The sequence below is a fragment of the Nocardia arthritidis genome (assembly GCF_011801145.1).
Classification (GTDB): Bacteria; Actinomycetota; Actinomycetes; order Mycobacteriales; family Mycobacteriaceae; genus Nocardia; species Nocardia arthritidis_A.
This window is the reverse complement of record NZ_CP046172.1, coordinates 574,049-599,290: the sequence shown is the minus strand read 5'-3', so window position 1 is coordinate 599,290 and position 25,242 is coordinate 574,049. Positions and strand designations below refer to the sequence as shown.

Annotated in this window: 28 protein-coding genes; 15 read left to right on the top strand and 13 right to left on the bottom strand. The window is 67.2% G+C overall.

The annotated features are described in order from the left end of the window. Positions 1-16: 16 nt before the first annotated feature. The 3 genes from F5544_RS02815 to F5544_RS02805 form a co-directional block, all read right to left on the bottom strand. Positions 17-1,048, bottom strand: a complete 1,032-nt coding sequence (locus F5544_RS02815) for a hypothetical protein (RefSeq protein WP_167471712.1) — start codon at positions 1,046-1,048, stop codon at positions 17-19. Positions 1,049-1,235: 187 nt separating this feature from the next. After that, the gene (locus F5544_RS02810) at positions 1,236-2,144 is read right to left on the bottom strand and encodes an SDR family oxidoreductase (protein ID WP_167471711.1); all 909 of its coding nucleotides are present in this window, start codon (positions 2,142-2,144) and stop codon (positions 1,236-1,238) included. Positions 2,145-2,163: 19 nt separating this feature from the next. Next, positions 2,164-2,943, bottom strand: coding sequence for an SDR family oxidoreductase (locus tag F5544_RS02805; protein ID WP_167471710.1), 780 nt, complete (start codon positions 2,941-2,943; stop codon positions 2,164-2,166). 74 nt (positions 2,944-3,017) lie between these two features. On the opposite strand from F5544_RS02805, the gene F5544_RS02800 reads away from it, so the two are divergent. From F5544_RS02800 to F5544_RS02785, 4 genes are read left to right on the top strand one after another with little or no spacing between them, the layout of a single operon-like run. Beyond that, a complete protein-coding gene (locus F5544_RS02800; RefSeq protein WP_167471709.1) occupies positions 3,018-3,782 on the top strand; it encodes an enoyl-CoA hydratase family protein in 765 nt (254 codons plus the stop codon). 4 nt (positions 3,783-3,786) lie between these two features. Continuing rightward, positions 3,787-4,671, top strand: coding sequence for a CoA transferase subunit A (locus F5544_RS02795; RefSeq protein ID WP_194252461.1), 885 nt, complete (start codon positions 3,787-3,789; stop codon positions 4,669-4,671). Next, a complete protein-coding gene (locus F5544_RS02790) occupies positions 4,668-5,423 on the top strand; it encodes a CoA-transferase subunit beta (protein WP_167471708.1) in 756 nt (251 codons plus the stop codon). Before F5544_RS02795 ends, F5544_RS02790 begins: the two co-directional genes overlap by 4 nt. Beyond that, complete coding sequence (locus tag F5544_RS02785) at positions 5,420-6,511, top strand: NAD(P)H-dependent flavin oxidoreductase (RefSeq protein WP_167471707.1); 1,092 nt, start codon at positions 5,420-5,422, stop codon at positions 6,509-6,511. Before F5544_RS02790 ends, F5544_RS02785 begins: the two co-directional genes overlap by 4 nt. 6 nt (positions 6,512-6,517) lie before the next feature. Here F5544_RS02785 and F5544_RS02780 read toward each other — a convergent pair whose 3' ends face one another. Further along, complete coding sequence (locus F5544_RS02780) at positions 6,518-7,276, bottom strand: SDR family oxidoreductase (protein WP_167471706.1); 759 nt, start codon at positions 7,274-7,276, stop codon at positions 6,518-6,520. Positions 7,277-7,362: 86 nt separating this feature from the next. On the opposite strand from F5544_RS02780, the gene F5544_RS02775 reads away from it, so the two are divergent. Further along, positions 7,363-8,196 carry a helix-turn-helix transcriptional regulator gene (locus F5544_RS02775; RefSeq protein ID WP_167471705.1) on the top strand — a complete coding sequence of 278 codons (834 nt, stop codon included), beginning with the start codon at positions 7,363-7,365 and terminating at the stop codon, positions 8,194-8,196. 1 nt (position 8,197) lies between these two features. Here F5544_RS02775 and F5544_RS02770 read toward each other — a convergent pair whose 3' ends face one another. From F5544_RS02770 to F5544_RS02750, 5 genes are all read right to left on the bottom strand, one after another. Continuing rightward, positions 8,198-9,385, bottom strand: a complete 1,188-nt coding sequence (locus F5544_RS02770) for an acetyl-CoA C-acetyltransferase (protein ID WP_428847112.1) — start codon at positions 9,383-9,385, stop codon at positions 8,198-8,200. A 10-nt stretch (positions 9,386-9,395) separates the two neighbouring features. Then, positions 9,396-10,022, bottom strand: a complete 627-nt coding sequence (locus F5544_RS02765) for a TetR/AcrR family transcriptional regulator (protein WP_167471704.1) — start codon at positions 10,020-10,022, stop codon at positions 9,396-9,398. 48 nt (positions 10,023-10,070) lie between these two features. Further along, the gene (locus F5544_RS02760; RefSeq protein WP_167471703.1) at positions 10,071-10,805 is read right to left on the bottom strand and encodes a hypothetical protein; all 735 of its coding nucleotides are present in this window, start codon (positions 10,803-10,805) and stop codon (positions 10,071-10,073) included. A 399-nt stretch (positions 10,806-11,204) separates the two neighbouring features. Next, positions 11,205-12,002 (bottom strand): SDR family oxidoreductase, encoded by a 798-nt coding sequence (locus F5544_RS02755; RefSeq protein WP_167471702.1) that lies wholly within the window; start codon positions 12,000-12,002, stop codon positions 11,205-11,207. Next, a complete protein-coding gene (locus F5544_RS02750; RefSeq protein WP_275107045.1) occupies positions 11,999-13,204 on the bottom strand; it encodes an acyl-CoA dehydrogenase family protein in 1,206 nt (401 codons plus the stop codon). Before F5544_RS02750 ends, F5544_RS02755 begins: the two co-directional genes overlap by 4 nt. A gap of 77 nt (positions 13,205-13,281) precedes the next feature. On the opposite strand from F5544_RS02750, the gene F5544_RS02745 reads away from it, so the two are divergent. Genes F5544_RS02745 through F5544_RS02715 form a run of 7 tightly spaced genes read left to right on the top strand, consistent with a single transcriptional unit; the run spans position 13,282 to position 20,204 of the window. After that, positions 13,282-14,829, top strand: a complete 1,548-nt coding sequence (locus F5544_RS02745; protein WP_275107010.1) for a FadD3 family acyl-CoA ligase — start codon at positions 13,282-13,284, stop codon at positions 14,827-14,829. Next, positions 14,829-15,710 carry an enoyl-CoA hydratase gene (locus F5544_RS02740; RefSeq protein WP_167471700.1) on the top strand — a complete coding sequence of 294 codons (882 nt, stop codon included), beginning with the start codon at positions 14,829-14,831 and terminating at the stop codon, positions 15,708-15,710. The genes F5544_RS02745 and F5544_RS02740 overlap by 1 nt, the downstream gene beginning before the upstream one ends. Further along, positions 15,711-16,853 (top strand): acyl-CoA dehydrogenase family protein, encoded by a 1,143-nt coding sequence (locus tag F5544_RS02735; protein ID WP_167471699.1) that lies wholly within the window; start codon positions 15,711-15,713, stop codon positions 16,851-16,853. Next, complete coding sequence (locus F5544_RS02730) at positions 16,850-17,851, top strand: acyl-CoA dehydrogenase family protein (RefSeq protein ID WP_167471698.1); 1,002 nt, start codon at positions 16,850-16,852, stop codon at positions 17,849-17,851. Before F5544_RS02735 ends, F5544_RS02730 begins: the two co-directional genes overlap by 4 nt. Before the next feature lie 40 nt (positions 17,852-17,891). After that, positions 17,892-18,929: an acyl-CoA dehydrogenase family protein gene (locus F5544_RS02725; protein WP_167471697.1), complete on the top strand. Its 1,038-nt coding sequence runs from the start codon at positions 17,892-17,894 to the stop codon at positions 18,927-18,929. 46 nt (positions 18,930-18,975) lie between these two features. After that, complete coding sequence (locus F5544_RS02720; RefSeq protein ID WP_167471696.1) at positions 18,976-19,422, top strand: MarR family winged helix-turn-helix transcriptional regulator; 447 nt, start codon at positions 18,976-18,978, stop codon at positions 19,420-19,422. A gap of 32 nt (positions 19,423-19,454) precedes the next feature. Beyond that, positions 19,455-20,204, top strand: a complete 750-nt coding sequence (locus F5544_RS02715; RefSeq protein ID WP_167471695.1) for a DUF427 domain-containing protein — start codon at positions 19,455-19,457, stop codon at positions 20,202-20,204. On the opposite strand, the gene F5544_RS02710 is transcribed toward F5544_RS02715, so the two are convergent. Together F5544_RS02710 and F5544_RS02705 are read right to left on the bottom strand one after the other, a co-directional pair. After that, positions 20,201-21,040: an MBL fold metallo-hydrolase gene (locus F5544_RS02710; RefSeq protein WP_167471694.1), complete on the bottom strand. Its 840-nt coding sequence runs from the start codon at positions 21,038-21,040 to the stop codon at positions 20,201-20,203. The genes F5544_RS02715 and F5544_RS02710 overlap by 4 nt on opposite strands. Before the next feature lie 158 nt (positions 21,041-21,198). Next, on the bottom strand, positions 21,199-22,026 hold the full coding sequence (locus tag F5544_RS02705) for an aminoglycoside phosphotransferase family protein (RefSeq protein ID WP_167478944.1): 828 nt from the start codon (positions 22,024-22,026) through the stop codon (positions 21,199-21,201). Positions 22,027-22,585: 559 nt separating this feature from the next. On the opposite strand from F5544_RS02705, the gene F5544_RS02700 reads away from it, so the two are divergent. The 3 genes from F5544_RS02700 to F5544_RS02690 are packed head-to-tail and all read left to right on the top strand — an operon-like array spanning position 22,586 to position 23,597. After that, complete coding sequence (locus F5544_RS02700) at positions 22,586-22,861, top strand: type II toxin-antitoxin system Phd/YefM family antitoxin (protein WP_167471693.1); 276 nt, start codon at positions 22,586-22,588, stop codon at positions 22,859-22,861. After that, a complete protein-coding gene (locus F5544_RS02695; RefSeq protein ID WP_167471692.1) occupies positions 22,858-23,127 on the top strand; it encodes a Txe/YoeB family addiction module toxin in 270 nt (89 codons plus the stop codon). The genes F5544_RS02700 and F5544_RS02695 overlap by 4 nt, the downstream gene beginning before the upstream one ends. A gap of 59 nt (positions 23,128-23,186) precedes the next feature. Beyond that, positions 23,187-23,597, top strand: coding sequence for a cupin domain-containing protein (locus F5544_RS02690; protein WP_167471691.1), 411 nt, complete (start codon positions 23,187-23,189; stop codon positions 23,595-23,597). 15 nt (positions 23,598-23,612) lie between these two features. Here F5544_RS02690 and F5544_RS02685 read toward each other — a convergent pair whose 3' ends face one another. Both F5544_RS02685 and F5544_RS02680 read right to left on the bottom strand, forming a co-directional pair. Then, entirely contained in the window at positions 23,613-23,930 is a 318-nt protein-coding gene (locus F5544_RS02685; RefSeq protein ID WP_167471690.1) for a hypothetical protein, read from the bottom strand. Further along, complete coding sequence (locus tag F5544_RS02680; RefSeq protein ID WP_167471689.1) at positions 23,930-25,126, bottom strand: Rieske 2Fe-2S domain-containing protein; 1,197 nt, start codon at positions 25,124-25,126, stop codon at positions 23,930-23,932. The genes F5544_RS02685 and F5544_RS02680 overlap by 1 nt, the downstream gene beginning before the upstream one ends. Positions 25,127-25,242: the final 116 nt, after the last annotated feature.

Genomic DNA, 25,242 nt, shown 5'->3' with positions numbered 1-25,242 from the left:
GATGGTCGTCGCCCCCTCATGCCCTCGGGAAGAATGCGGCTCGTGCGGCATCCACTCGGGCCTGGGCCGCGGCGGCACCCTGGAAACTGACCGCGCCGGAACCGATTCCGGCCAGTGCGAGCGCGACCAGGCCGCCGATCACCGACAGCAGCTGCGGTTTGGGCAGCACGTCGTCGGCCGCGGTGGGGCGAACGTTCGGATTCGGCTGAGCGGGCGCGGCGGGTGCGGCCGCCGGTGGCGCGGGCGGCGGAGGCGGCGCGGGCGCGGGCGGCGCCGGTGGCGGCGGAGGGGCCGCGGCCGGGATCGGCAGCGCGGGCACCGGCGGTAACGCCGGGGCGGCCGGTGCGGGCGGGATGATCAATGGAGCCGCGGGCACCGGCGGGGTAGGCGCGGTGGGCAGCGGGATGAGCAACAGCAGGAGCGGGGCCATGGCCGAGCCGACGGCCGCGGAACCGACCGCGGCGGAACCCGTTGCGGCAGAACCGACTCCGGCCGAACCGACGCCCGCGGAACCGACACCGGCCGAACCGACTCCAGCCGAACCGACTCCGGCCGAACCCACACCGGCGGAACCAACTCCGGCGGAACCGACACCGGCGGAACCGACCGCTGCCGAACCCGTGCCCACAGCGGCAGAACCGGTGCCCAGCACCGTTCCGAGTACGCCCGCACCGGCCGAACCGACGGCGGCGGAACCGGTGCCCGCTGCCGAACCGACCGCTGCCGAACCCGTGCCAACGGCCGCGGAACCCGTGCCGACGGCGGAGCCGAGCCCGGCAGAGCCGGTGCCGAGCAACGCGCCGACACCCGCGGAACCAGCGGCGGCGGACCCGGCCGCGGCGGATCCGGCGGCCGAACCGGGACCGGCGACCGCACCTACCTGCCCCGCGGCGGGTTCGGCGGGCACCAGCGGAATTCGAGCATTCGGATCATTGGAACCGAAGTCTTGATCGGCGGCGGTACAGCCGGGGCAGGAGTCGGAATCTCTCGCCTGGGCCGGCGCCGGGCCGAGCAGCGTGATACCGGCAACAGCCCCAGCTACTGCCACCACGCGTAATGTGCGACCAACGGCCATGCGCCAGCCTTCCCCTTCATCCTTTGGATACAGCGCAGATCTCTACAAGCCCGGTCGCCACTCTCATCCGGGACTTTCACGGACGGAAGCCCCATAATATGCGCCAGCTATCGACCTGTGCAGGGGGATGGTCGAACGTCACGCCCCATTGACGGGTATGTCACGCCCCATAGACGGGTTCCTGCGGCACCGCCTTGGCTATCAAGTCGGCAACTACCGGGCCTAATGCGGCCGGATCCCAGCGCGCGCCGCGATCTACCGCGACGCCGTGCCGCCAGCCGTCGGCCAGCGCGACCTTGCCGCCCTCCACCTCGAACATGCGCCCCGTCACACCGGCGGATTCCGCGCTGCCCAGCCAGACCACCAAAGGGGAGATGTTTTCCGGCGCCATGGCATCGAATCCCGAGTCCGGCGCGGCCATGGTTTCGGCGAAGACGGTTTCGGTCATCCTGGTGCGCGCCGCGGGCGCGATGGCGTTGACGGTGACCCCGTAGCGGGCGAACTCGGCGGCGGCGGTGAGGGTGAGGCCCGCGATACCGGCCTTGGCAGCACCGTAATTGGCCTGCCCGACGCTGCCCTGCAGGCCGGCGCCGGAGCTGGTGTTGATGACGCGTGCGTCGACCGGGCGCCCGGCCTTCGCCTCGCCGCGCCAGTATTCGATGGCGTGCCGCATCGTGACGAAATGGCCCTTGAGGTGGACCCGGATCACCGCGTCCCATTCCTCCTCGCCGAGGTTGACCAGCATCCGGTCGCGCACGAATCCGGCATTGTTGACCAGCACGTCCAGCCCGCCGAAGGTGTCGACGGCCTGGTGGATCAGCCGTCGCGCGCCCTCCCAGTCCGCGACGTCGTCACCGTTGGCGACGGCCCGGCCGCCGAGCGCGGTGATCTCCGCCACCACCTGCTCGGCCGGTGACGCGCTCTGTCCGGCGCCGTCGAGGGCCGAGCCGAGATCGTTGACAACGACGCCGGCGCCCGCCGCGGCGAAGGCCAGCGCGTGCGCGCGGCCGATCCCTCGGCCCGCCCCGGTGACGATGACCGTGCGGCCCGCGCAGATCCGGTTGTCCATATTCATCCTGTTCGTCGGTTCAATCGTGTTCCGCGTTGGCGGCCGCGAGGAATGCCGGGCGTTCGCCACCGCCGTGTACGAGCAGCGTCGCGCCGCTGACGTAGGCGGCCAGCGGTGAGGCGAGGAAGACGGCGCAGCGGCCGATATCGTCGGGGGCGGCCAGCCTGCCGAGCGGAATGGTCGCGCCCACCGCGTCGACGCCCGCCTGATCCCCGTAGTGCAGATGGCTGAGCTCGGTATCGACCGGGCCGACGACGAGCGAGTTGATCCGGACCTTCGGCGCCCATTCGACGGCGAGCGAGGCGGTGAGGCTGTCCACTCCGGCCTTGGCCGCGCCGTAGGCCGCGGTGCCCGGCGACGCGCGATGGCCGCTGACGCTGGAGATGTTCACGATGGTGCCGCCGTCGTCCTGCCGCTGCATGACCGCATTTGCGGACTGCGAAACCAGCAGTGGCGCAAGCAGATTCAGCTCGACGATCTTGGCGTGGAAATTCGCGCTCGCGGCGGCGGCGAGTGCGAAGGGCGCACCGCCCGCATTGTTCACCAGGTGATCGATGCGGCCGTGCCGCGCGACGACGTCGTCGATCATGGCGCGCACCGCGTCGGCGTCGCGCACGTCGCAGTGCCGGTATTCGATGGCGCGGTCCCCGCTCGTCACCGGCTGGTCGGCGGGCCTGCGGGCGCAGGCGATGACGGTCGCGCCCGCGGCGAGAAAGGTGCGGCTCACCCCGGCACCCACACCGCGCACGCCGCCGGTGACCAGGACGATGCGGCCGGACAGATCGATTTCGAGCGCCACCGTGTTAACCTACCAAGCAACTGCTTGCTTTGCCAATGTGCCGGTGCGATCCGGCGCTCACGATGGGACACGCGATGGGGATCAGCCGCCACTCCGAGTCAACCGGCATCACCGTGGTCACGGTGGATTACCCGCCGGTCAACGCCATTCCGTCGGAGGGCTGGTTCGAGCTCGCCGACGCCATCCGCGCCGGCGGGCGGGATCCGCAGACCCGAGTCGTGGTGCTGCGGGCGGAGAATCGCGGTTTCAACGCCGGGGTCGATATCAAGGAGATCCAGCGCAAGCCTGGCCACCAGGCGCTGATCGATGCGAATCACGGCTGCTTCGAGGCATTTTCGGCGGTGTACGACTGCCAAGTTCCGGTGATCGCGGCGGTGCACGGATTCTGCCTCGGCGGGGGCATCGGGCTGGTCGGCAATGCCGATATCGTGATCGCCTCGGACGACGCCACTTTCGGGGTGCCCGAGGTGGATCGCGGCGCGCTCGGCGCGGCGACGCATCTGTCGCGACTGGTCCCCCAGCATCTGATGCGAGCGCTGTACTACACCGCGAGCACCATCACCGCGCAGCAGCTGCGGGAGTTCGGCTCGGTCTACCAGGTGGTGCCGCGCGCCGAATTGGACGCCGCCGCACTGGAAGTCGCGAAGAATATCGCCGCCAAGGACGGGCGGGTGATCCGGGCCGCCAAACGCGCGCTCAACGGTATCGACGGGCAGGACGTGCATCGGAGTTACCGGTACGAACAGGGATTCACCTTCGAACTCAACCTGGCCGGGGTAGCCGACGAGATCCGGGCCCGGTTCGACGACGATCTGGCCGCGCGCCGGGGAGGGGAGTAATTCCATGCGGGACAAGCGAATGTCGCTGGACGAGGTGGTCGGCGAGCTGCGCAGCGGCATGACCATCGGCATCGGCGGTTGGGGTTCCCGGCGCAAGCCGATGGCGCTGGTGCGAGCCATCCTGCGCTCGGATATCACCGACCTGACGGTGGTCAGCTACGGCGGCCCCGATCTGGGTCTGCTGTGCTCGGCCGGAAAGGTGCGCAAGGCGTATTACGGCTTCGTATCACTGGATTCGGCGCCGTTCTACGATCCGTGGTTCGCCAAGGCACGCACCTCGGGCGCGCTGACCGCGCGGGAGATGGACGAGGGCATGCTCAAATGCGGGCTGGAGGCCGCCGCGGCACGGCTGCCGTTCCTGCCGATCCGGGCCGGGCTCGGCTCCGATGTGGTGAATTTCTGGGAGGGCGAGCTGAAGACCGTCGATTCGCCGTATCCGGGACCCGACGGCCGGACCGAGACGTCGATCGCCATGCCCGCGCTGAATCTCGATGCGGCGCTTGTGCATTTGAATATCGGAGATCGGCATGGGAATGCCGCGTACACCGGCGTCGACCCGTACTTCGACGATCTCTACTGCCTGGCCGCCGAGCGCCGATACCTCTCGGTGGAGCGGATCGTTGATACCGATGAGTTGGTGAAAACCGTTCCGCTGCAGTCGCTGCTGCTAAACCGCATGATGGTGGACGGCGTGGTCGATGCCCCCGGCGGCGCGCATTTCACGCTGGCGGGCGAGAGCTACGGGCGCGACGAGAAGTTCCAGCGGCACTATGTCGACGCGGCCCGAACGCCGGAGACATGGCAACAGTTCGTCGACAAATACCTGGCGGTCTCCGAGGACGAATACCAGGCCGCCGTCCGGGAATTCGGCCAGGAGAGCGCGAAATGACGAACGACACCATTACCCGAGCCGAGGTGTGCGCCGTCGCATGCGCCGAAATATTCAGCGGCGCAGGCGAAATCATGGCCAGCCCGATGTCGCCGATGGCCACCATCGGTGCGCGCCTCGCCAAGCTGACCACCGAGCCCGACCTGCTGCTCTCCGACGGTGAGGCGCTGTTCTTCGCCGAAACGCCACCGTTGGGCGGAAAAGCGCCGATAGAGGGCTGGATTCCGTTCCGGCGAGTATTCGACGTCGTCGCATCGGGACGGCGGCACGTGGTGATGGGCGCGAACCAGATCGACCGGTACGGCAATCAGAACCTGTCCGCGTTCGGACCGCTACAACGGCCTACCCGGCAGATGTTCGGCGTGCGCGGCGCGCCCGGTAACACCATGAATCATGCGACCAGCTACTGGGTTTCGCGGCACAGCAGGCGGGTGTTCTGCGAATCGGTCGATATCGTCTCCGGCGTCGGTTACGACAAGGTGGATCCGGACAATCCCGCCTTCCGGTTCCTGCACCTGCACCGGGTGGTGACCAATCTGGGCGTCTTCGATTTCGAGGGACCTGGGCACACCATGCGGGCACGCAGCCTGCATCCCGGCGTCACCGCGGCGGAGGTCGCCGAGCAGACCTCGTTCGAGATCGCCGGGCTCGATACCGCGGGCCCGACGCGGACGCCGACCGCCGAGGAGTTACGGCTCATCCGGGATGTGCTCGACCCCAGGCGGATTCGGGAGAGCGAGGTACCGGCATGACCGTATTGCGCACCGCGCTGACCGATCTGATCGGCATCGAATATCCGATCGTGCAGACCGGTATGGGCTGGGTGGCCGGACCGAATCTGGTCTCGGCCACTGCGGAGGCGGGTGGGCTCGGCATTCTGGCCTCGGCCACCATGACCTACGCCGAACTCGAGGCGGCGATCGCGAAAACCAAGGCGCACACCGCGAAACCGTTCGGGGTGAATATCCGCGCCGACGCCTCGGACGCCGGCGCGCGTATCGACCTGCTGATCCGTGAGCGAGTCGCGGTGGCGTCGTTCGCGCTGGCTCCCAAGCAGGAGCTGATCGCCAAGCTGAAAGACGCCGGGGTGGTGGTGATTCCATCCATCGGCGCGGCCAAGCACGCGGTGAAGGTTGCGTCGTGGGGTGCGGACGCGGTGCTGGTCCAGGGCGGCGAGGGCGGCGGGCACACCGGTCCGGTGGCCACCACGCTGCTGCTGCCGTCGGTGCTGGACGCGGTCGATATTCCGGTGATCGCCGCGGGCGGGTTCTTCGACGGACGCGGGCTGGCCGCCGCATTGGCGTACGGCGCGGCGGGTGTCGCGATGGGCACCCGATTCCTGCTCACGCGGGAGAGCACCGTGCCCGACGCGGTGAAACAGGAGTACCTGCGGCGCGGGCTGCAGGACACCGTGGTCTCCACCAAGGTGGACGGTATGCCGCACCGGGTGCTGAACACCGAACTCGTGCAGCGCCTGGAGCATTCGGGCCGGTGGCGTGGCCTGACCGCGGCCGTCGGGAACGCGGCCAGGTTCAAGAGCCTGACCGGGATGAAGTGGTCGACCATGGTGCGCGACGGCCTGGCCATGCGAAAGACCAAGGATCTCAGCTGGTCTCAGGTCGTCATGGCGGCCAATACCCCGATGCTGCTGAAAGCCGGTCTGGTCGAGGGCAATACGCAGGCCGGCGTGCTGGCGGCGGGCCAGGTCACCGGGATCATCGATGACCTGCCCACCTGTAAGGAGCTGATCGATCGCATCGTCGCCGACGCCGTAGCCCGAATCGACTCGATCGCCGCCCTCTCCCAGGAGCCGAAAGCGACCGGACTCCAATCGAATTGACCCTGGTCACCAGGGCAACACCCCGCACTCGTCGCCGGATCCGACGCCCCACAGGTGGCCCCAGAGCTGCCCGCTCGGACCGTCGGCGGGCAGGGTGGCCAGGTGCACGCTCACCTCGGCGCCCTGCGTCGCGGTGCGAAATCCGCTGTGGCCGTTGAAGTCCGTCGCACAGTAACCCGGGTTCGCGGCATTCACCTTGATTGGTGTGTCCCACAGTTCCTTGGCGTATGCCGTGGTGACCATGTTCAGCGCGGCTTTCGACGCCGGATACGGAACAGCGGCCATCGGCCACAGCGGACCGTTCTGGTCCATCGTCGAGGTCAGCGAGCCGACCTCGCTGGACACGTTGACGATTCGCGCGGCCGGGGCCTTGCGCAGCAGCGGCAGAAACGCGTTGGTCACCGCGACCACCCCGAAGACATTCGTCTCGAACACCTCGCGCAGGGTGGCCATCTCGGTTGCCGATGGACGCGGGTCGATACCCTCGACAATGCCGAGGATCCCGGCATTGTTGACCAGGACGTCGAGTTGGCCGAATTCGTTGTCCACCAAGGTGGCCGCCTCGGCGATCGAATCGGCGTCGGTGACGTCCAGCCGCACGAACCTGGCGTCCGCGCCCTCGGCCCGCAACTTGTCGGCGGCCGCGGTCCCGCGCTCGGCGTCGCGCGCCGCCACCAGCACGGTGTGGTCGAGAGCTCCGAGTAGCCGGGCGGTTTCGTATCCGATGCTGCGGTTGGCACCGGTGATCAGTGCTGTTTTCGTCATGTCATCGACGCTGACAGCACCGGAGCGGCGCAGGGAGGTCCAAGCTGTACCACCCATCCCGCGCCGCGCCGTCGCACACTGATGGCATGGCGAATCGAGCGGAACTGGCGGCCTTCCTGCGGGCGCGGCGGGCCCGGCTGCGGCCGTCGGATGTCGGGCTGCCCGATATCGGCACCCGCCGCACGCCGGGGCTGCGGCGGCAGGAAGTCGCCCAGCTGGCGGGTATTTCGGTCGACTACTACATCCGGGTGGAGCAGGCTCGCGGCGCGAAACCGTCCAGGCAGGTGTTGGCCGCACTCGGGCGGGCGCTGCTACTCACCACCGACGAGCGCGAATACCTTTTCCGGATGGCCGGGGAACAACCGCCGACCATGCCGGGCCCGAATCGGACGGTGTCACAGTCTGTTCGGACGTTGCTCGACGCGATGACCGTACCGGCGTACGTCGTCGACGCCACCTACGAGATCCTGGCCTGGAATCGCTACGCCATACCCTTCGTCGGCGATCTCGCGAAAGTGCCGGGGCACGAACGCAATATGGTGCGCTGGATGTTCCGGCTGCCCGCCGACGACCCGTACTGGCAGGACGAGGAGGCCATCGCCTTCCTCCGCACGACGATCGCCGACCTGCGCGCCGCATACGCCCGCTACCCCGGAAATCCGGAACTGTCCGCGCTGGTCACCGAATTGCTCGGCACGGCACCGCGATTCGCGGCACTGTGGGCCGACCACGAGGTCGCGGTGCGCCGCACGACGCGCAAGCAGGTGCGGCATCCCGAACTCGGCCCACTCGATTTCGAATGCCAGGTGCTCATCGTCTCGGATACCGATCAGCGCATCATCACCTACTGCGCGACACCGGGATCGCACACCGCGGCGGTATTCGAATCGCTCGCGGCGAAGGCCGGTTCGGCCGAGTGATTCAGCCCAACCGCTCGATGATGGTCGCGTTGGCCGTGCCGCCGCCCTCGCAGATGGTCAGCAGGCCGTAACGCCCGTTCACCCGCTCCAGCTCGTTGAGCAGCGTCGCGAAAAGCTTTGCGCCCGTTGCCCCGAGCGGATGACCGAGCGCGATGGCACCACCGTTGACATTCACCCGGTCCGGATCGGCGCCGGTCTCCTTCAACCAGGCGAGCACCACCGGCGCGAAGGCCTCGTTGATCTCGACGACGTCGATATCGTCAATGGTCAGACCGGTTTTCGCGAGGGCGAACCTGGTGGCCGGGATCGGCGCGGTGAGCATCATGATCGGATCGGCGCCGCGCGCGCTCACGTGATGGATGCGCGCCCGCGGCGTCAAACCGTATTCGGCCACCGCCCATTCCGAGGCGAGCAGGGTCGCGCTCGCCCCATCGGAGATCTGGCTGGCCACCGCGGCGGTCAGCGGGCTGTCCTCGGCCAGCGGAGGCAGCGACGCCATCTTCGCCATGCTGGTCTCGCGCGGCCCCTGATCGATCCAGAAATCGCCGACCGGCACGATCTCCCGGTCGAATCGGCCGTCCCGGATGGCGGCGCGGGCCCGCTCATGGCTGCGTAAAGCCCAGCGCTCCATATCTTCCCGGCTGATACCCCACTTCTCGGCGATCAGCTGCGCGCCGCGGAACTGGGACACCTCCCCGGTGCCGTAGCGGTGATCCCAGCCCGCCGAACCGACGAACGGAGAATCGAATCCGTACTCCCGGCCCGCGAGCATGGCGGCGGAGATCGGGATGGCGCTCATATTCTGCACACCACCGGCGACGATCACCTCCGCGGTGCCGCTCATGATCGCCTGCGCGCCGAAAGTGATTGCCTGCTGCGAGGATCCGCACTGCCGGTCGACGGTGACGCCGGGCACCTCCTCGGGGTACCCGGCGGCCAGCCATGCCGTGCGACCGATATTGCCCGCCTGCGGACCGATATTGTCGACGCAGCCGACGATCACATCGTCGACGTTGATCGGATCAACGGTGTTGCGGTCCAACAGACCTCGCAGCGCCGCCGCCCCGAGATCGGCCGGGTGCACGCCGGCCAGCGCGCCGCCGCGCTTGCCGACCGGGGTGCGCACCGCATCGATCACGAAGGCATCCCGCAGCGGGGTGTACGGGCGGCGGGCGGATGGTGCTGACATGGCGAAACTCCTACTCGGCGCCCACGGTCAGTCCGTCGAGCACGATGGTCAGGTACTGCTTGGCGAGGTTTTGCACGGTGATCGGACCGCCCGGCTGATACCACCGCACCGCGACCCACACCGTGTCCCGCAGGAATCGGTAGGCCAGTTCGACGTCGAGTTCCGGCCGGAAGCTGCCGTCGCGCACACCGTTGGTAAGCACGCGATGCCAGAGCTCACGGAATTCCCGGTTGTATTCGCCGATGTAGGCGAAGCGTTCGGCATCGCGCAGCCGCTTGGCCTCGGCCTGGTAGATGGCGACGGCGGCGTGGAAGCGGTCGAAGGATTCGTAGGAGGCGGTTACCAAGGCCTCCAACGTATCTCGTGAGCTGAGCCCCGACGCGACGATCTCCCGGTACCGGCCGAAGAGGTCGTCGAGGAAACCGCGCAGGATCTCGTCGACCATCGACTCCTTGGAATCGAAGTGGTGGTAGAGGCTCCCCGATAGAATCCCGGCCGCGTCGGCGATATCGCGCACGGTGGTGGCGCGCAATCCCCGTTCGGCGAAGAGTTCGGCCGCCAGCGCGAGCAGTTCGTTGCGCCGAGCTGATTTCGAGGCGTCTGGTGCGGTCACACCGGTCACTATACAACCAAGCATTTGCTTGGTACAGGTTGGGCGCGGGTAACCCTGGCGCGGCGGTCCGGCTCAGCGAACGGAGTAGCGCAGCGGCGATGAGACCGACAGGTCCGCGAGCAGGCGATCGCAGATCACCAACGGGGACATGCCCGCTCGCGCCAATCGCGCCACCAGCGCCAGCCGTCGCTCGCAGCTGTCCCACTCCACGGTCAGCGGGCCGCGCCCCGGGCCTGCGTCGACCGTCGCCATCACCCGAGGTGGGCCGTAGCGCGTCGGCTCCTCGATCAGCTTGAGCACCATGCCGCGCTGCCAGGCGTTGTATGTGTCCATATCGGCGCCGATCACCAGCTTGTCGGTGGCGTCGCAGAGACCCTGCGCGATCTCGTCCGCGAATGCCCCGCGGTCCAACTGGAATTTGCGGCATTTGCGCAGCACCTCGAGCAGATCGGCGCGCACCTCGCACAGCAGCTCGGTCTGCCGCTGTCTTCGCCGATCCTGTTCGGTGTCCACACTCTCGGGTTCGATCGTGTAACCGAGACGCCGGGCGCGCTCCTGATCGCGTTCGATATCGGCGCGCAGCGCACCGCGGGGATCGCGTGCGATCTCACCCTCATCGATGGCGAACAGTTCGAGAATTTGCACGGCGCGAGTAGCGGTCGCGTCCCGCGAGGTGTGTTGCATGAGCTCGGCACCGAGGGTGAGCGCGGCGCGGATGAGACTCTCCATCCGGCGCCGGGCGAGCACGACCTCGCGCACCAGGTCCAGTTCCAGTTGTTCGCGGGCATGTGGGCGATCCGGGCCCATAGCCATCGCCCCTTAGGAAGTTCGGGATCCGACTTCCACCAGCATTGCACAACCGGCGGTCCGACGCGCCACCCTTTTGCACCTGATCAGCCGCCCATTTACGCAATCGACGCGAATGCCGAAATGCGATCGCACTCAGGCGCATTGGCGCGTTCGGGAATGCATTTCGGACGATGAAATCATCCTAGATCAGCAATGCACGCGCAAATGCACGTGCATTCCGATGGTTTGCTGGCATCGACGCTACCGATGCGCAAGGTTCGCGGCGAATGGCGCAATTCGATAGAAAACCAACGGCAATCGTGGTTCACCTGAAGATCACTCGGTGTTCAGCTGCCGCATACCCCGACAAGTGTCAGCAACCCACTGTGACATACACCCCAACGCGCACAAGCGGACTCACGCCCGCTGGCTGCTCACCGAGACCACCTCGCCGGTCAGGTAAGTAGTGTAGTCGCTGGCCAACATGGCGATCGTGGCGGCGACCTCCCACGGCTCGGCGGCCCGGCCGAACGCCTCCCGCTCGGACAGCCGGTCGAGCAGTTCGGTGGAACTGACCTTGTCCAGGAAGGCATGCCGCGCGATGCTCGGTGCGACCGCGTTGATTCGCACCCCCAATTCGGCGGCCTCCAACGCACTGCACCGGGTCAGCGCCATCACGCCCGCCTTGGCCGCGGCATAGTGCGCCTGCCCCCGCTGCGCACGCCAGCCGAGCACGCTCGCATTGTTGACGATGACGCCGCCGTGGCCCGCCGCGCGGAAATAGGCGAGGGCGGCACGGGTGCATCGAAAGGTTCCGTTCAGGGTTATATCCAGTACCCGGTCCCACTGCTCGTCGGTCATATCCACCACCGGCGTCTCGCCGCCGAGCCCGGCATTGTTGACCATGATGTCGATGCGGCCGAACGCCGCCGCCGCGCCGCGCACCAGCGCGTCTACCTGATCGGTGCGCTGCACGTCGCAGGCGATCGCGGCGACCCTGCGCTCCGGGAACTCCCCCTTCAACTCGACTTCCGTTTCGGCCAAACGCCTTTCGTGCCAGTCGGAGACCACCACATCGGCGCCCTCGGCGAGCAGCCGCCGCGCGGTGGCCGAGCCGATGCCGGTGCCCGCGGCCGCGGTGACGACCGCGATCCGGCCGGTCAGCAGGCCGTGGCCCGGAACAGGTTGCGGCGCAATGGAAAGTGGTGAGTTCATGACCTTGCTTCCCTCGGTAGTCCGAGCACCCGCTCGGCAATGATGTTGCGCTGCACTTCGTTCGAACCTCCGTAGATGGTGTCGGCGCGGGTGAACAGGTACAGCCGCTGCCATTCGGTGAGATCGCGCTCCCCCGCCACCAGCCCGGACGGTCCGAGCACCGCCATGGCGAGTTCGCCGAGACCGCGATGCCAGTTGGCCCACAACAGTTTTGCCACCGAGGCCTGTCCGGCGGCGTCGGCGCCCGCATCGGTCATGGTGCGCAGCGCGTGCGCACGCAACACGCGCAGGCCGACCCAGGCGCGATCGATCCGGTCGGCGATGAGCGGATCGTCCGCCGCGCCGGTGCGGCGGGCCAGCGCCTCGATATCGGTGAGTTCGCGGGCGAAACGGATCTGCTGACCAAGCGTGGAGATGCCGCGCTCGACGTTCAGGGTCCCCATCGCGACACGCCAGCCGTCACCCGGCGCGCCGACCACCAGGTCGGCCCCGGTGCGCGCGTTGTCGAAGAAGACCTCGTTGAATTCCGACGTGCCGGTGAGCTGGACGATCGGGCGCACGTCCACACCCGGCTGTTTCATGGGAACCAGCAGGTAGGACAGGCCCTTGTGCCGGGAGGAGCCGCGCTCCGTGCGGGCGAGGACGAAGCACCAGTCGGCCACATGGGCCAGCGAGGTCCAGATCTTCTGGCCGCTGATCGACCACTCGTCACCGTCCAGGTGGGCGGCGGTGGTGATGGCGGCCAGGTCGGAGCCGGCCCCTGGTTCCGAATAGCCCTGACACCACAGTTCGGACACCGTTTTGATGCCCGGCAGGAAGCGGTCCCGTTGGGCCGGGGTGCCGAAGGCGAGCAGGGTCGGCCCGAGCAGTTCCTCACCGACGTGCGAAACCCGGGACGGTGCGTCGGCTTTCGCGTACTCCTCGTGAAAGATCACCTGCTGGCGCACGGATGCCGCGCGGCCGCCGTACTCGACCGGCCAGCCGAGGCAGGTCCAGCCCGCCGCGGCCAGGTGCCGGTCCCAGGCCAGGCGCTCGTCGAAGGCCTCGTGTTCCCGGCCGGGGCCGCCGAGGCCACGCAGTTTCCCGAATTCGCCCGCGAGATTCTCCGCCAGCCAGTCCCGCACCTCGGCGGCGAAACGCGCGTCGGCTGCCGCGGATTCCGGTGCGCCGGACGCGGCGCCGGTGGAATCTGAGGTCTGGATCACAACCACGCCGGTAGGATAACCTACCAAGCACTTGCTTTGTAGAGTTCGGGCATAACCGGACGGTGAGGACAGCCGTGACAAGCCCTGCACAGACCACACCAATGGCGTTGCACGCCGCCGCGGCCACCTTCGGCGACGCGCAGGCACTCGTCGACGGGCCGGTCAGGCTGGACTGGAACCAGCTGCTGGCGGCCGTACAGGAGGTGGCCCGCGCACTCGTCGCGCGCGGGGTGCGGCCCGGGGAACGGGTCGCCATCTGGGCGCCCAATACCCACCACTGGGTGGTCGCCGCACTGGCCGCCCATTACTGCGGCGCGGCACTGGTTCCGTTGAATACCCGATACGTCGCCGAAGAGGCCGTCGATGTGCTCGAACGAGTCGGCGCGAAGGCGCTTTTCGTCGCCGGACCATTTCTCGGCCGCGATCGGCTCGCCGAATTGCGTGCCACTGCACCGGACTTGGCAATCGACACGGTGATCGCCATCCCGGTCGAGCCGGAGACCGACACGGCATCGGATGCGCTGAATTGGTCACAGCTGGCCGCCATCGGCGCGTCGGTACCGCTCGACGACATCCGCAAACTCGCGGAATCCGTTGACCCCGAGGATATTTCGGACATCCTCTTCACCTCCGGCACCACCGGGCGCAGCAAGGGCACGCTGGTGGCGCATCGGCAGGCGCTCTCGGTGGTCCGGGCCTGGTCCGAATGCGCCACCCTGCGCGCCGACGACCGCTATCTGGTGGTCAGCCCGTTCTTCCACAACTTCGGTTACAAGGCGGGCATTCTCGCCTGCCTGGTCACCGGCGCGACGATCGTTCCGCAGGCCGTCTTCGACGTTCCGGAAACCATGCGGCTGGTGAGCACGGAACGGATTACGGTGCTGCCGGGCCCGCCGACCATCTATCAGACCATCCTCGACTATCCGGACCGCGCGCGCTTCGACCTGAGCACCTTGCGGGTGGCCGTCACCGGGGCCGCGACCGTCCCGGTGGTGCTGGTGGAGCGCATGCGTGCCGAACTCCGATTCGACGTGGTGATAACGGCTTACGGACTGTCCGAGGCGGCCGGATTCGGCACCATGTGCCGGGCCGACGACGATGCCGACACCATCGCGAACACCTGCGGCAGGCCGATCGCGGGCTTCGAACTGCGGCTCGGCCCGGCGGGCGAGGTGCTGCTGCGCGGACCCAATGTCATGCTCGGCTACCTCGATGATCCCGAAAGCACCGCCCAGACAATAGATTCCGACGGTTGGCTGCATACCGGCGATATCGGGACCATCGACGAGCACGGCTATCTGAAGATCACCGACCGGCTCAAGGACATGTATATCTGCGGCGGTTTCAACGTCTATCCGGCCGAGATCGAGCAGGCGCTGGCCCGCCTGGACGGCGTCGCCGAATCCGCGGTGATCGGCGTGCCGGACGCCAGGATGGGCGAGGTCGGCAAGGCGTACGTGGTGCGTAAGCCGGGGGCCGAACTCACCGAGCAGCAGGTGATCACCCATGCCACAAAGGTTTTGGCGAACTTCAAAGTGCCGCGTTTCGTGGAATTCCGCGACCGGCTGCCCTACAGCGCCGCGGGGAAAGTGCTCAAGCGGCAACTACGTGAGGAGAACTGATGCCGGAGGAGATCCCGTACGAACCGGATGTGGTCACCTACGAGGTGCGCGGCCGGGCCGCCCTGGTGACGATGAACCGGCCCGACTACCGCAACGCGCAGAACTCGGTGATGACATACGCGCTCGACGCCGCGTTCGAGCGGGCCGTCGAGGATCCGGATGTCGGCGTTATCGTCTTGGCGGGCAACGGAAAACACTTCAGCGCCGGGCACGATATCGGCACGCCCGGCCGCGACCACCACGTGCGCTACCGGAACAAGGCGGCGCTGTGGTGGGACCATGTGGACCGGGTGGGCGGGGATCAGCGCTTCGCCAGGGAGCTGGAGGTCTACCTCGGCATGTGCCGCCGCTGGCGCGAAATTCCCAAGCCCACCATCGCCATGGTGCAGGGCGCCTGCATCGCCGGCGGGCTCATGCTGGCCTGGGTCTGCGATCTGATCATCGCCGCGGATGACGCGTTCTTCTCCGATCCCGTTGTGCGCATGGGCATTCCAGGTGTGGAGTACTTCGCGCACCCGTGGGTGATGGGCCCGCGCGCCGCCAAGGAATTCCTGTTCACCGGCGACCGGTTCGGCGCGGCGCAGGCCAAGGAATGGGGCATGGTCAATCGGGTGGTGCCGCGCGACGATCTCGTCGTCGAAACCCTGGCACTGGCCGAAAAGATCGCGGCCATGCCGCAATTCGGCCTCGCGCTGACCAAGAAGGCGGTGAATCAGGCCGAGGACCTGATGGGTATGCGCGCCGGCATGGATTCGGTTTTCGGCCTGCACCATTTCGCGCACGCGCACAATGCCGAGGTCGGCGCCGACGCGCTGGCCGGGATGAACGCCAAATCCATGAAGGCCCAGGCAGGTACGGCCGAGCAGAACGGAACCGCGTAGGTGGATCTCGATTTAGACCAGGCGACACTGGATTTCCAGCAAGAGGTCCGGGATTTCCTCGCCGCCCACAAACCGGCCCGCCCGCTGCCGTCGATGGATACCAAGGCAGGCTTCGCCGCGCACCGGGAATGGGAGCGGACCCTCGCCGACGCTCGGCTTTCCGTGGTGTCCTGGCCCGCCGAATACGGCGGCCGCGACGCGTCGCTGCTGGAGTGGGTCCTGTTCGAGCAGGAGTACTACGCGGCCGGTGCACCTGGACGCGTCAGCCAGAACGGCATATTCCTTTTGGCACCAACACTTTTCGAGCACGGCACGGACGAACAGCTGTCCCGGATCATGCCGCGGATGGCGCGCGGCGACGATATCTGGGCGCAGGCCTGGTCCGAACCCGAGGCGGGCAGCGATCTCGCCGGCATCCGCTCGACCGCGCGGCGCACCACCGGCGGCTGGCTGCTGAGCGGACAGAAGACATGGAGTTCCCGTGCGGCATACGCGGATTGGGCCTTCGGCCTCTTCCGCAGCGATCCGGCGGCCGAGCGGCACAAGGGGCTCACCTATGTGATGTTCCCGCTCGCCGCGGACGGCGTGACGGTGCGGCCGATTCCGCAGCTCGACGGCGAACCCGGTTTCGCGGAGATCTTCCTCGACGAGGTTTTCGTACCGGACCGCGATGTGATCGGCGAGCCGGGCGAGGGCTGGCGGGTGGCGATGAGCACCTCCAGCAACGAGCGCGGCCTATCACTGCGCAGCCCAGGACGATTCAGCGCCACCGCGCGGCGGCTGCGCGACCTCTGGCTGGAGCGCGGCGACGAGACGAGCACCACGCAGCGCGACGCGGTGGTCGACGCCTGGGTCGGCAGCGAGGCCTACCGGCTGCACACCCTCGGCACGGTCACCCGGCTGAACGAGGGCGGCAAGCTCGGGGCCGAATCCTCGATCACCAAGGTCTTCTGGTCCGAGCTGGATATCGCCATGCACGAGAGCGCATTCGAGGTGCTCGGCGCGGCGGCGGAGCGATCCGGGCCGTGGACCGACGGCTATCTCTTCGCGCTCTCCGGACCGATCTACGCCGGTACCAACGAGATTCAGCGCAATATCATCGCCGAGCGGCTGCTCGGCTTACCGCGAGGGAGCAGCCGATGAGGTTCGCGCTCAGCCCGGAACAACTCGACTTCGGCACCAGCGTGCGCAAGCTCCTCGACGCCGGGCGCACCCCGGCCGCCGTAAGAGCCTGGGCCGCAGGAGATCCGCAGCCGGGCCGTGCCCTGATCCGTCAGCTGGGCGGCGCCGGGGTGCTCGGGCTCGCGGTCGGTGAACAATACGGCGGTGTCGGCGCCGAGCCGATCGATCTGGTGGTCGCCTTCGTCGAACTCGGCCGGGCCGCGGCGCCCGGACCGCTGATCGAGACGGCGGCCGCGATACCCGCACTGCTGCAGGCACTTCCGGATCAGGCGGGGGCGCGGCGCTGGTTGCCCGCCTTCGCCGACGGCACCGCGACGGGCACGCTCGGCATGGATGCCACCGCGCTGGACGCCGATACCGCCGACGTGGTCCTGATAGCGGCGGGCGATCGACTGTCCACCGGACATCGGACGGGGCTGGTGCGCTCGCTGGATCCGGCGCGACGGCTGTGCACCGTTGCCGCCGACGAGGTGGTGGCCGCGGGTGACGGCGTCGCCGAGGCCATCGCGGCCGCCTTCGATTACGGCGCGTTGGCCTGCGCCGCACAGCTGCTCGGTGCGGGCCGGGCGCTGCTCGACGCCGCGACCGGATATGCCAAGCAGCGCAAGCAGTTCGGCAGGCCGATCGGCGAATTTCAGGCGATCAAGCAGAAATTGGCCGATGTGCTGATCGGGCTGGAGCTGGCCGAACCGCTGCTGTTCCGGGCCGCGCTCACCATGTCCGAGCCGACCAGGACGCGCGATGTTTCGGCGGCGGCGCTCGCCTGCGGTGACGCGGCTTACCGCGCGGCGCGGGCCGCGCTACAGGTGCACGGCGCGATCGGGTACACCGCCGAATACGACCTCTCGCTGTGGTTGACCAGGGTGCCTGCGCTCCGAACCGCTTGGGGCACACCGGATCTGCATCGATCCAGAATCGCGCGGGCGCTGCGGGACGAGGCGGAGCGGGGCACCGCATGAGCGAGCGAACAAAACGGTCATGCCGGAGCGGAGCGCGGATATGAACGAGCTCGCGGAATTCACAACATCGGTCCGGGCACTGCTCGCCAAACACGCGGGCCGGGACGCCGTGCGTGCGGCCATGGACACCGAACTCGGTTACGACCCGACGCTGTGGCGGCTGCTGTGTGAACAGGCCGGGGTCGGCGCGCTGGCGATACCCGAGGAATACGGCGGGTTCGGCGCCGGGTTGGCCGAATCGCTGATGGTGGTACGGGAACTCGGGCGCACGCTGGCCGGGGTGCCGATGCTCGGCTCCGCGGTGCTCGGCGCGCAGGCGCTGCTGCTGTCGGGCGATGCGGATGCCTGCGCGCGCCTGCTGCCGGAGGTGGCCGACGGCAGTCGCACGCTCGCCGTGTGCTGGGCGGGCGCGGACGGCTGGGACCGTCTCGGCGTCGAATCTGATGGTGAAACACTCACCGGCACAGCGCATTATGTTCTCGACGGAACGAACGCCGACACACTGATCGTCATCACCTCGTCCGGGTTGTTCGAGGTGGATCCGGCGCGGGCCGATGCGCGGACCGTGCCGACCATGGACCCGACGCGCAAACTGGCCGAAATCGGTTTCGCCGCAACACCTGGACGCAGGCTCGGGTCGGCGGATCCGGGGCCGCTCATCGCCCGCCTACGCGAAATCGCTTGGGCCGCAGTGTCGGCAGAGCAGGTGGGCGCGGCCGAGCGGTGCCTGGAGATGACGGTCGAGTACACCAAATCCCGGGTGCAGTTCGGCCGCCCGATCGGCGGTTTCCAGGCGCTCAAGCACCGGATGGCGGATATGTACGTCCTGCTGGAGTCGGCGAAGTCGGCCGCCGCGCTGGCGATCGATTCGCTCACGGAACAGACCCCGACCGTCGCCGAGGATGTCTGGGTGGCCAGGACGCACTGCACCGAGGCATTCGGCGCGATCGTCGCCGAGGCCATTCAGCTGCACGGCGGCATCGCCATCACCTGGGAACATGACGCGCACCTGTTCTTCAAACGGGCACACGCGGACGCACAACTCTTCGGTGCGGCGCACAGGCCGGTACTCACCTGAATCTGTCAGGCCCACTTACATAGTTAGCTTATGTAATAATAGTGGGGTGCAGCAGACTCAGGTGACCACCCCGGACGACATCGTGGTCAATCTACTCGTCACCGCCGGTCGGCTCACCCGGCTGGCCGGGGTGATCAGCGGCGAGGAATTACCGCGCGCGGTCATGCGGGCGCTGGCCGTGCTCGACGAGCACGGCGCGGTCCGGGTGAGCGAATTCGCCAGGATCGACCGGTGCTCACAGCCGGCCGCGACCGCGCTGATCGCCAGGTTGGTCGCCGACGGTTACGCCACCCGGCGCAGCGACCCGGCCGACTCGCGGGCGGTGCTCGTCGAGCTCACCCCGTCAGGGCGCGACCGGCTCACCGCGGCCCGGCGCGCCTTCGGCGCCGCGATCGTCTCTCGGCTCACCGGATTCGACCAAGCGCGGCTGGCCAGGATGGACGCGGATATGTCCGAACTGCTCGAGGCACTGAAAACGGCTGCGCGGCAATAGGGATTCACCTGCGGGGCGTACCCTCGGGTGGTATGACCGAACCGAAGCGCGGACGCGTCAAAGTGGAGATCGGACAGAAGCGCGTACGGGCTTACCTCGGCGGGCACCTGGTGGCCGACACCGTGCGGCCGGTGCTCGTTTGGGAGAGCCCGCACTACCCCACCTACTACCTGCCCGCGGCCGATCTGCACGCGAAATCGGAGCCGGCCGGCCGGACCGAGCACTCCCCCAGCCGCGGCGAGGGCACCGTCTACGACGTGGTGGTGAACGGAAGTACGGCGGCGGGTGCGGCGCTGCGGTATCACGATTCGCCGCTGCCGGAGCTGAACGACCTGGTCCGGTTGCAATTCGACAAATTCGAATGGTTCGAGGAGAACGAGCCGATCTTCGTCCACCCGCGCGATCCGTACACCCGGGTCGACATCCTCGCCAGCTCCCGGCATGTCCGGGTGGAGATCGACGGCGTCACCGTCGCCGACTCGCACTGCCCGCACATCCTCTTCGAAACCGGCCTCCCCGCCCGCTACTACCTCCCGCTGACCGACGTCCGCATGGACCTGCTCACCCCCACCGACACCCACACCTCCTGCCCGTACAAGGGCACCGCCGAGTACTGGTCCGTGCGCGTCGGCGACAAGGAACACAAGGACATCGTCTGGGGCTACCGCACCCCGCTCCCGGAAAGTCAGAAGGTCGCCGGACTCGTCTGCTTCTACAACGAAAAGGTCGACATCTACGTAGACGACGTCCTCCAGGAGCGCCCGCGCACCCCGTTCAGCTAGACCGCCCCCGAGGCGGCGAGTTCGGCGGCGACCGGGTCCGCGCCCAACGGCACCAACCAGGCCAGCGGTGCGTCGGGTAAGAACTCGGTCAACACCGCCGACAACTCGTCCTTCTGCGCATCGGTGAGTTCGGCGGCGCCGGATCCGATGCGCCGAACCGCTTCTCGATACATCACCAGGTACTTCCGCTGGTCGAACAGCAACCCGCGATCCCCGACCGGCCCGTGCCCCGGATACAGCGGCAGCCCGGCGAGTTCACCGGTCAGGCGATCGAGCGCGGTAAGCCAAGACCCCGAATGTCCGTCCGTCATATAGGAATGCACGCCGCCGCCGAATGCGAGATCGCCGATGAACGCGACCCGCTGTTCGCCTGCTTCGGCCAAAATATAAGAGTCGGCGTGACTTTCGGCTGGACCGACATCATGAACCGTGAAGGTCGCCCCGCCGAGCACCACACCGGATCCGCTCGGTATCAGGTTTTCGGGCACCCGATACCGGTCCGGCCATTCATCCCCGTAGGTCGGTTGCCACTGCTCACGTTTGGCGATCGCACTCTCCTCGATCACCTTCGCCACGGCTGCCGTCGCATAGACCGGCACGTCGTCGGGAACGACATAGGGCAGGCCGTTGAAATGATCCGGATGCGGGTGGGTCACGAACGCCCCGAGCAGCGGCTTGTGCAGCGCCGCAAGGCGAGCCGCCAATGCCCGCGCATCGGACACCAGCAGGTTGGCATCGATGAGCACCACGCCATCGGCGGTCTCGATCAGATAGCTGTTGACGAATATGCCGGTCTCTCCGGCGCTGTAGGTGTGAATGCGGAATCGCGCGGTCACTGTGTCCACCTGACGTTCTGGCCCAGTCCTTGTATCAAGGCAAACACCGGAACGCCTCGCGGGATATAGCCGATCCCTGCCATGGGGGTTCCGGCGTGACCAACTCGAGGGCTGACGCCGAATCGGCTCTCCCGCTACCGCTGGGCTGGAGAGCCGGGTCAGCGGTAGCCGGCGAGACCGTCGGCCAGTTCGTCGGCGTCGCCGTCGCGGTGCGCGTCGAGCGCCTGCTGTAGCGCGAAAGTTCCTTGAATAATGGCGATTCTGGCCGCGATATCGTCATCGTCGCCGTGTAGTAATCGGCTCGAGCCCGCGCCGTATGCGGCCACCAACGCCGCGTAATCCTCGGCTGGATCCCCCAAACACACACCATCCCAATCGATCACACCACGCAGTACGGGCCGCCCGCGATCGAACTCCCATAGCAGGTTCTCACCGCCTAGATCGCCGTGCACCACGGCGTCGGTGCGATGCGGCAGCCCGTCCAACGCCGCCAATTCCCGTTCGGCCCGTCGCCTCCCGTCCGCGCTCATCAGCGAATACAGCTCGGCCCGAACATCATCGGCGAATTCGCGCCAACGGTCGGCGGCCACGACGGGAAGCTCCGCCCGCACCGCCGGATCCGCACCGGCGGCCGCCAGCCGCTGCAAAACGGCACGACATTGCCCGGCAACAATTTCCGCCAGCTCCGGATCCCGGAGCGCTGACGACTCCAACGGCTCACCCGGAATCCGGCTCAACACCAAGTACGCCGCATCATCACCGACACCATTGCCGCCCAACACTTCAGGAACCGCAACCCCGAGATCCAGCCGCCCGACGGTCCGCAACACCGCCGCCCGCATCGGCAACCGTGCCGCGGCCGCCTCGGTGCGAGCAAAGCAGACGACGACCGCCGCCCCGACCACCACGGTATGAAACTGCCCTTCCCGCACCCCCGTCGGCCCGCCGGGCAGCAACCTCCCCAGCAGTTCACCGTGCCGTTCCATCAACTCACTCGAGACACCATCCACCCAACCAGTTCTACCGTCACAATCCGCCCCCGGCGCTGTCGCCGGCGTTGCGCCGCCGCGATCAGCTCGCGCGAATGGTCGGCGATGAAAGAAAACAAATTATCTACTGTCGAGCCGCAAGAACGGACGCCGCCTGCTCGAGGCCATTGAACGTGCCGAGGCCGATGAGGTCGAGTACCACGAGCTCATGAGCTACACCGATCGGGTACAGCCGGAATCGACGGCCGCCCCTCGACAGTGCGATGCAAGTGCGGTGCCAGAGCGAGTCGTCACGCTCCGAACGTGACTGATACGAATGCCGGGCGGACGGCCGAGATCGCCGCCGTATACGACCACGCCGCCGCCGACTACGACGAAATCATTCCGTACTTCGCGACATTCGGGCGGCCGGCTGGTGGAGCTGGCCGAAATACAGCACGGCGAGTTCGCCGGTCAGGCGATCCGCATGGCAGTTCCCTCCCAGTCTGCTTATCTGTACCTAATTAAGTACATAATCATGTAGACTGGTCCTATTCTCCAGGAATAGGAAGCAGCCATGCGAGCCATGCACGCCACCGAGGCAAGGGCCAACTTCGCCGCAGTTCTCGACGCAGCCACAGAGGACAACGAAGAAGTCGTCATCACCCGCAGCGGCGGTAAGGAACCGGCCGTGGTGATCAGCCTGCGTGAGTGGTCGGCGATGAAAGAAACCAACTATCTGCTGTCGAGCCGCAAGAACGCGCGACGCCTGCTCGAGGCGATCGAGCGCGCCGAGTCCGGTGCGGTCGAGTACCACGACCTCATCGACGTGGAGAGCAAGGATGATGCGTGAGCCGGAAAATCGCGTTCGATCCCAGCGCCTGGGAAGACTACCGGCATTGGCAGGTTGTCGACCGCGCGATCCTGAAGAAGGTGAACCGGCTCATCGAGGACATCTGCCGCAACGGCAACGCCGAAGGCATCGGTAAGCCAGAAGCGTTGCGCAACAACCTTTCCGGGTGGTGGTCGCGTCGGATCACCGAGGAACACCGACTTGTGTACCGCTGTTCCGACGACACCGTGCACATAGTGTCGTGCCGATACCACTACGACGATTGATCGACATACTCCGATCTCGACGGCCAGCGCGGATGGAGTGGAGCCGATACGGTCGATGCATGACCGATAGTCGACCGCCGTTGGCCGCCGCCCTGGATTTGACGCCGCATCCCGAGGGGGGATGGTTTCGGGAAACGTGGCGTAGCGCTGTGGAATTCGAGCCGAAGGGGTATTCGGGGGCGCGGGCCAGCGCGACCGCGATCTACTTTCTGCTCATGCCGGGTGAGAGTTCCGCACCGCATACCGTGCGTTCGGACGAGCTGTGGCTGTGGCATGACGGCGGGCCGCTGCTGCTGAATATCGAGGGCGACGAAATCGTGCTCGGACCGGACGTGGCGGCCGGACAGGTGCCGCAGGCGGTGGTGCCGGGCGGCGCCCGGCAGGCCGCCCGTCCGGTCGGTGACGAGTACGCGCTGGTGAGCTGCATCGTCTCGCCGGGATTCGATTTCGCCGACTTCACCCTCGAATAACACTGCGGCACAGCGTTATTCAGGAACCTCCAGCAGCCCCTCGCGGACGGCCCATTCGATGGTGCGCTGCAGTTGCGGACACGATACCGGCTTCCCGGGCCCGCTGATTTCGGCGAATACCGGGCAGCGGTTCCCGGGCGGTTCCGTCCACTGCAGCGAGGTGTGCCGAGAACTGTTCTTGCGCACCAGAACTCGGATCTGGCAGGACTGGCACCGCAGCGGTGTCATGCCATCGTCCAGATAGCGTTGCTGGTCCAGCACGGTCTGGGCGCGCACTTCGGCCCGCCGCGCCGGCTGGTCGGCGAAGTCGGGTGCTTTCGCCCAGGTCACCATCAGACGTCCGCCGTCTTCGCGTCGGCCTCCCGCTTGCGCCGCAGGTTCTCCGCGACCTCCTGCTCCCACGCCTCGTTGGCCTTGGCGGTGTCCACCTCGAATTCGAAGCGCTGGGTCATCTTCTCGGTGACATCGGCCGCGTCCACGTAGAACTGGTCGTACCAGCGCCGCAGCTGGTACACCGGGCCGTCCTCGTCGCAGAGCAGCGGGTTGTCCACCTTGGACTTGTGCTTCCAGATCTCCACGTCCTGCAGAAAGCCGACGCTGATGCCGTCGGTGAGCTTCGCGGCCATCTTGGTCGCCGCCTCGTCACCGATGCCCTTCGGCTTCTCCGCGGTCAAACCCCATTGCAGCACAAAGGAATCCTGCGTCACCGGGTAGTGGCAGTTGATCAGAACCGTCTTGATCTCGTACCCGCTGTAGATGTTGGTCATCGGGTTGATCATGTAGGACGGCCCGAAATAGGACGCGACCGATTTCAGCGTGGTATCGCCGCCGTACTTGGCCGCCATACCGATATCGGGACGCCCCTTGGTCTCCAGGAACTGTGTCGCGATATGGCCCTCGAACACGTTCTTGAAGTAGGTCGGGAACGCGAAGTGAATGTAGAAGAAGTGGGCCATATCGACCATGTTGTCGATGATTTCGCGGCAGTTGGCGCCCTCGATCAATATCGAGTTCCAGGTCCATTCGGTCCAGCCGTCGCGCATGGTCTCGAAGTTCGTGCCGTCGTCGTCCTGGTACGCGCCCTCGACGTAGGGGATGGTGACCTCGGGTGCGGGCGGATTGCCCTCGTGGTCGTGCCAGACGAACAGCTGACCGTTGCGCTCCATGGCCAGCCAGGATCTGGTGCGCGCCAGCGGCGGAACCCGGCGGGCGTACGGAATCGACGAGCATTTGCCGTTGCCGCCCCAGCGCCAGTCGTGGAACGGGCAGGCGATGTCGTCGCCCTTGATCTCACCCATGCTGAGGTCGCCGCCCATATGCCTGCAGTAGGCGTCGAGCACCTTCAGCTCGCCGCTGCTGTCCGCCCAAACCACCAGCTTGGTGCCGAACGCGTGCACGGAGTGCGGCTTGCCGTCGCGGAACGACTTGGCCAACCCGATGCAGTGCCAGCCCCGCGCGTAGCGGGTCGGCGCGCTGCCGACGTCCAGCTCGCGGATCCTCGCACCGCTCCCCTTGGGGGTAACCGACATCGCTAATCCCTCCTCATCTGTACTAGAACACGTTACAAAAATGTCGGGTTTCATGCCAGCGATCAGCGGCACATCATGGGAAGATCCTTTTAATGCCCCTGCCGTCGGCCGGTTCT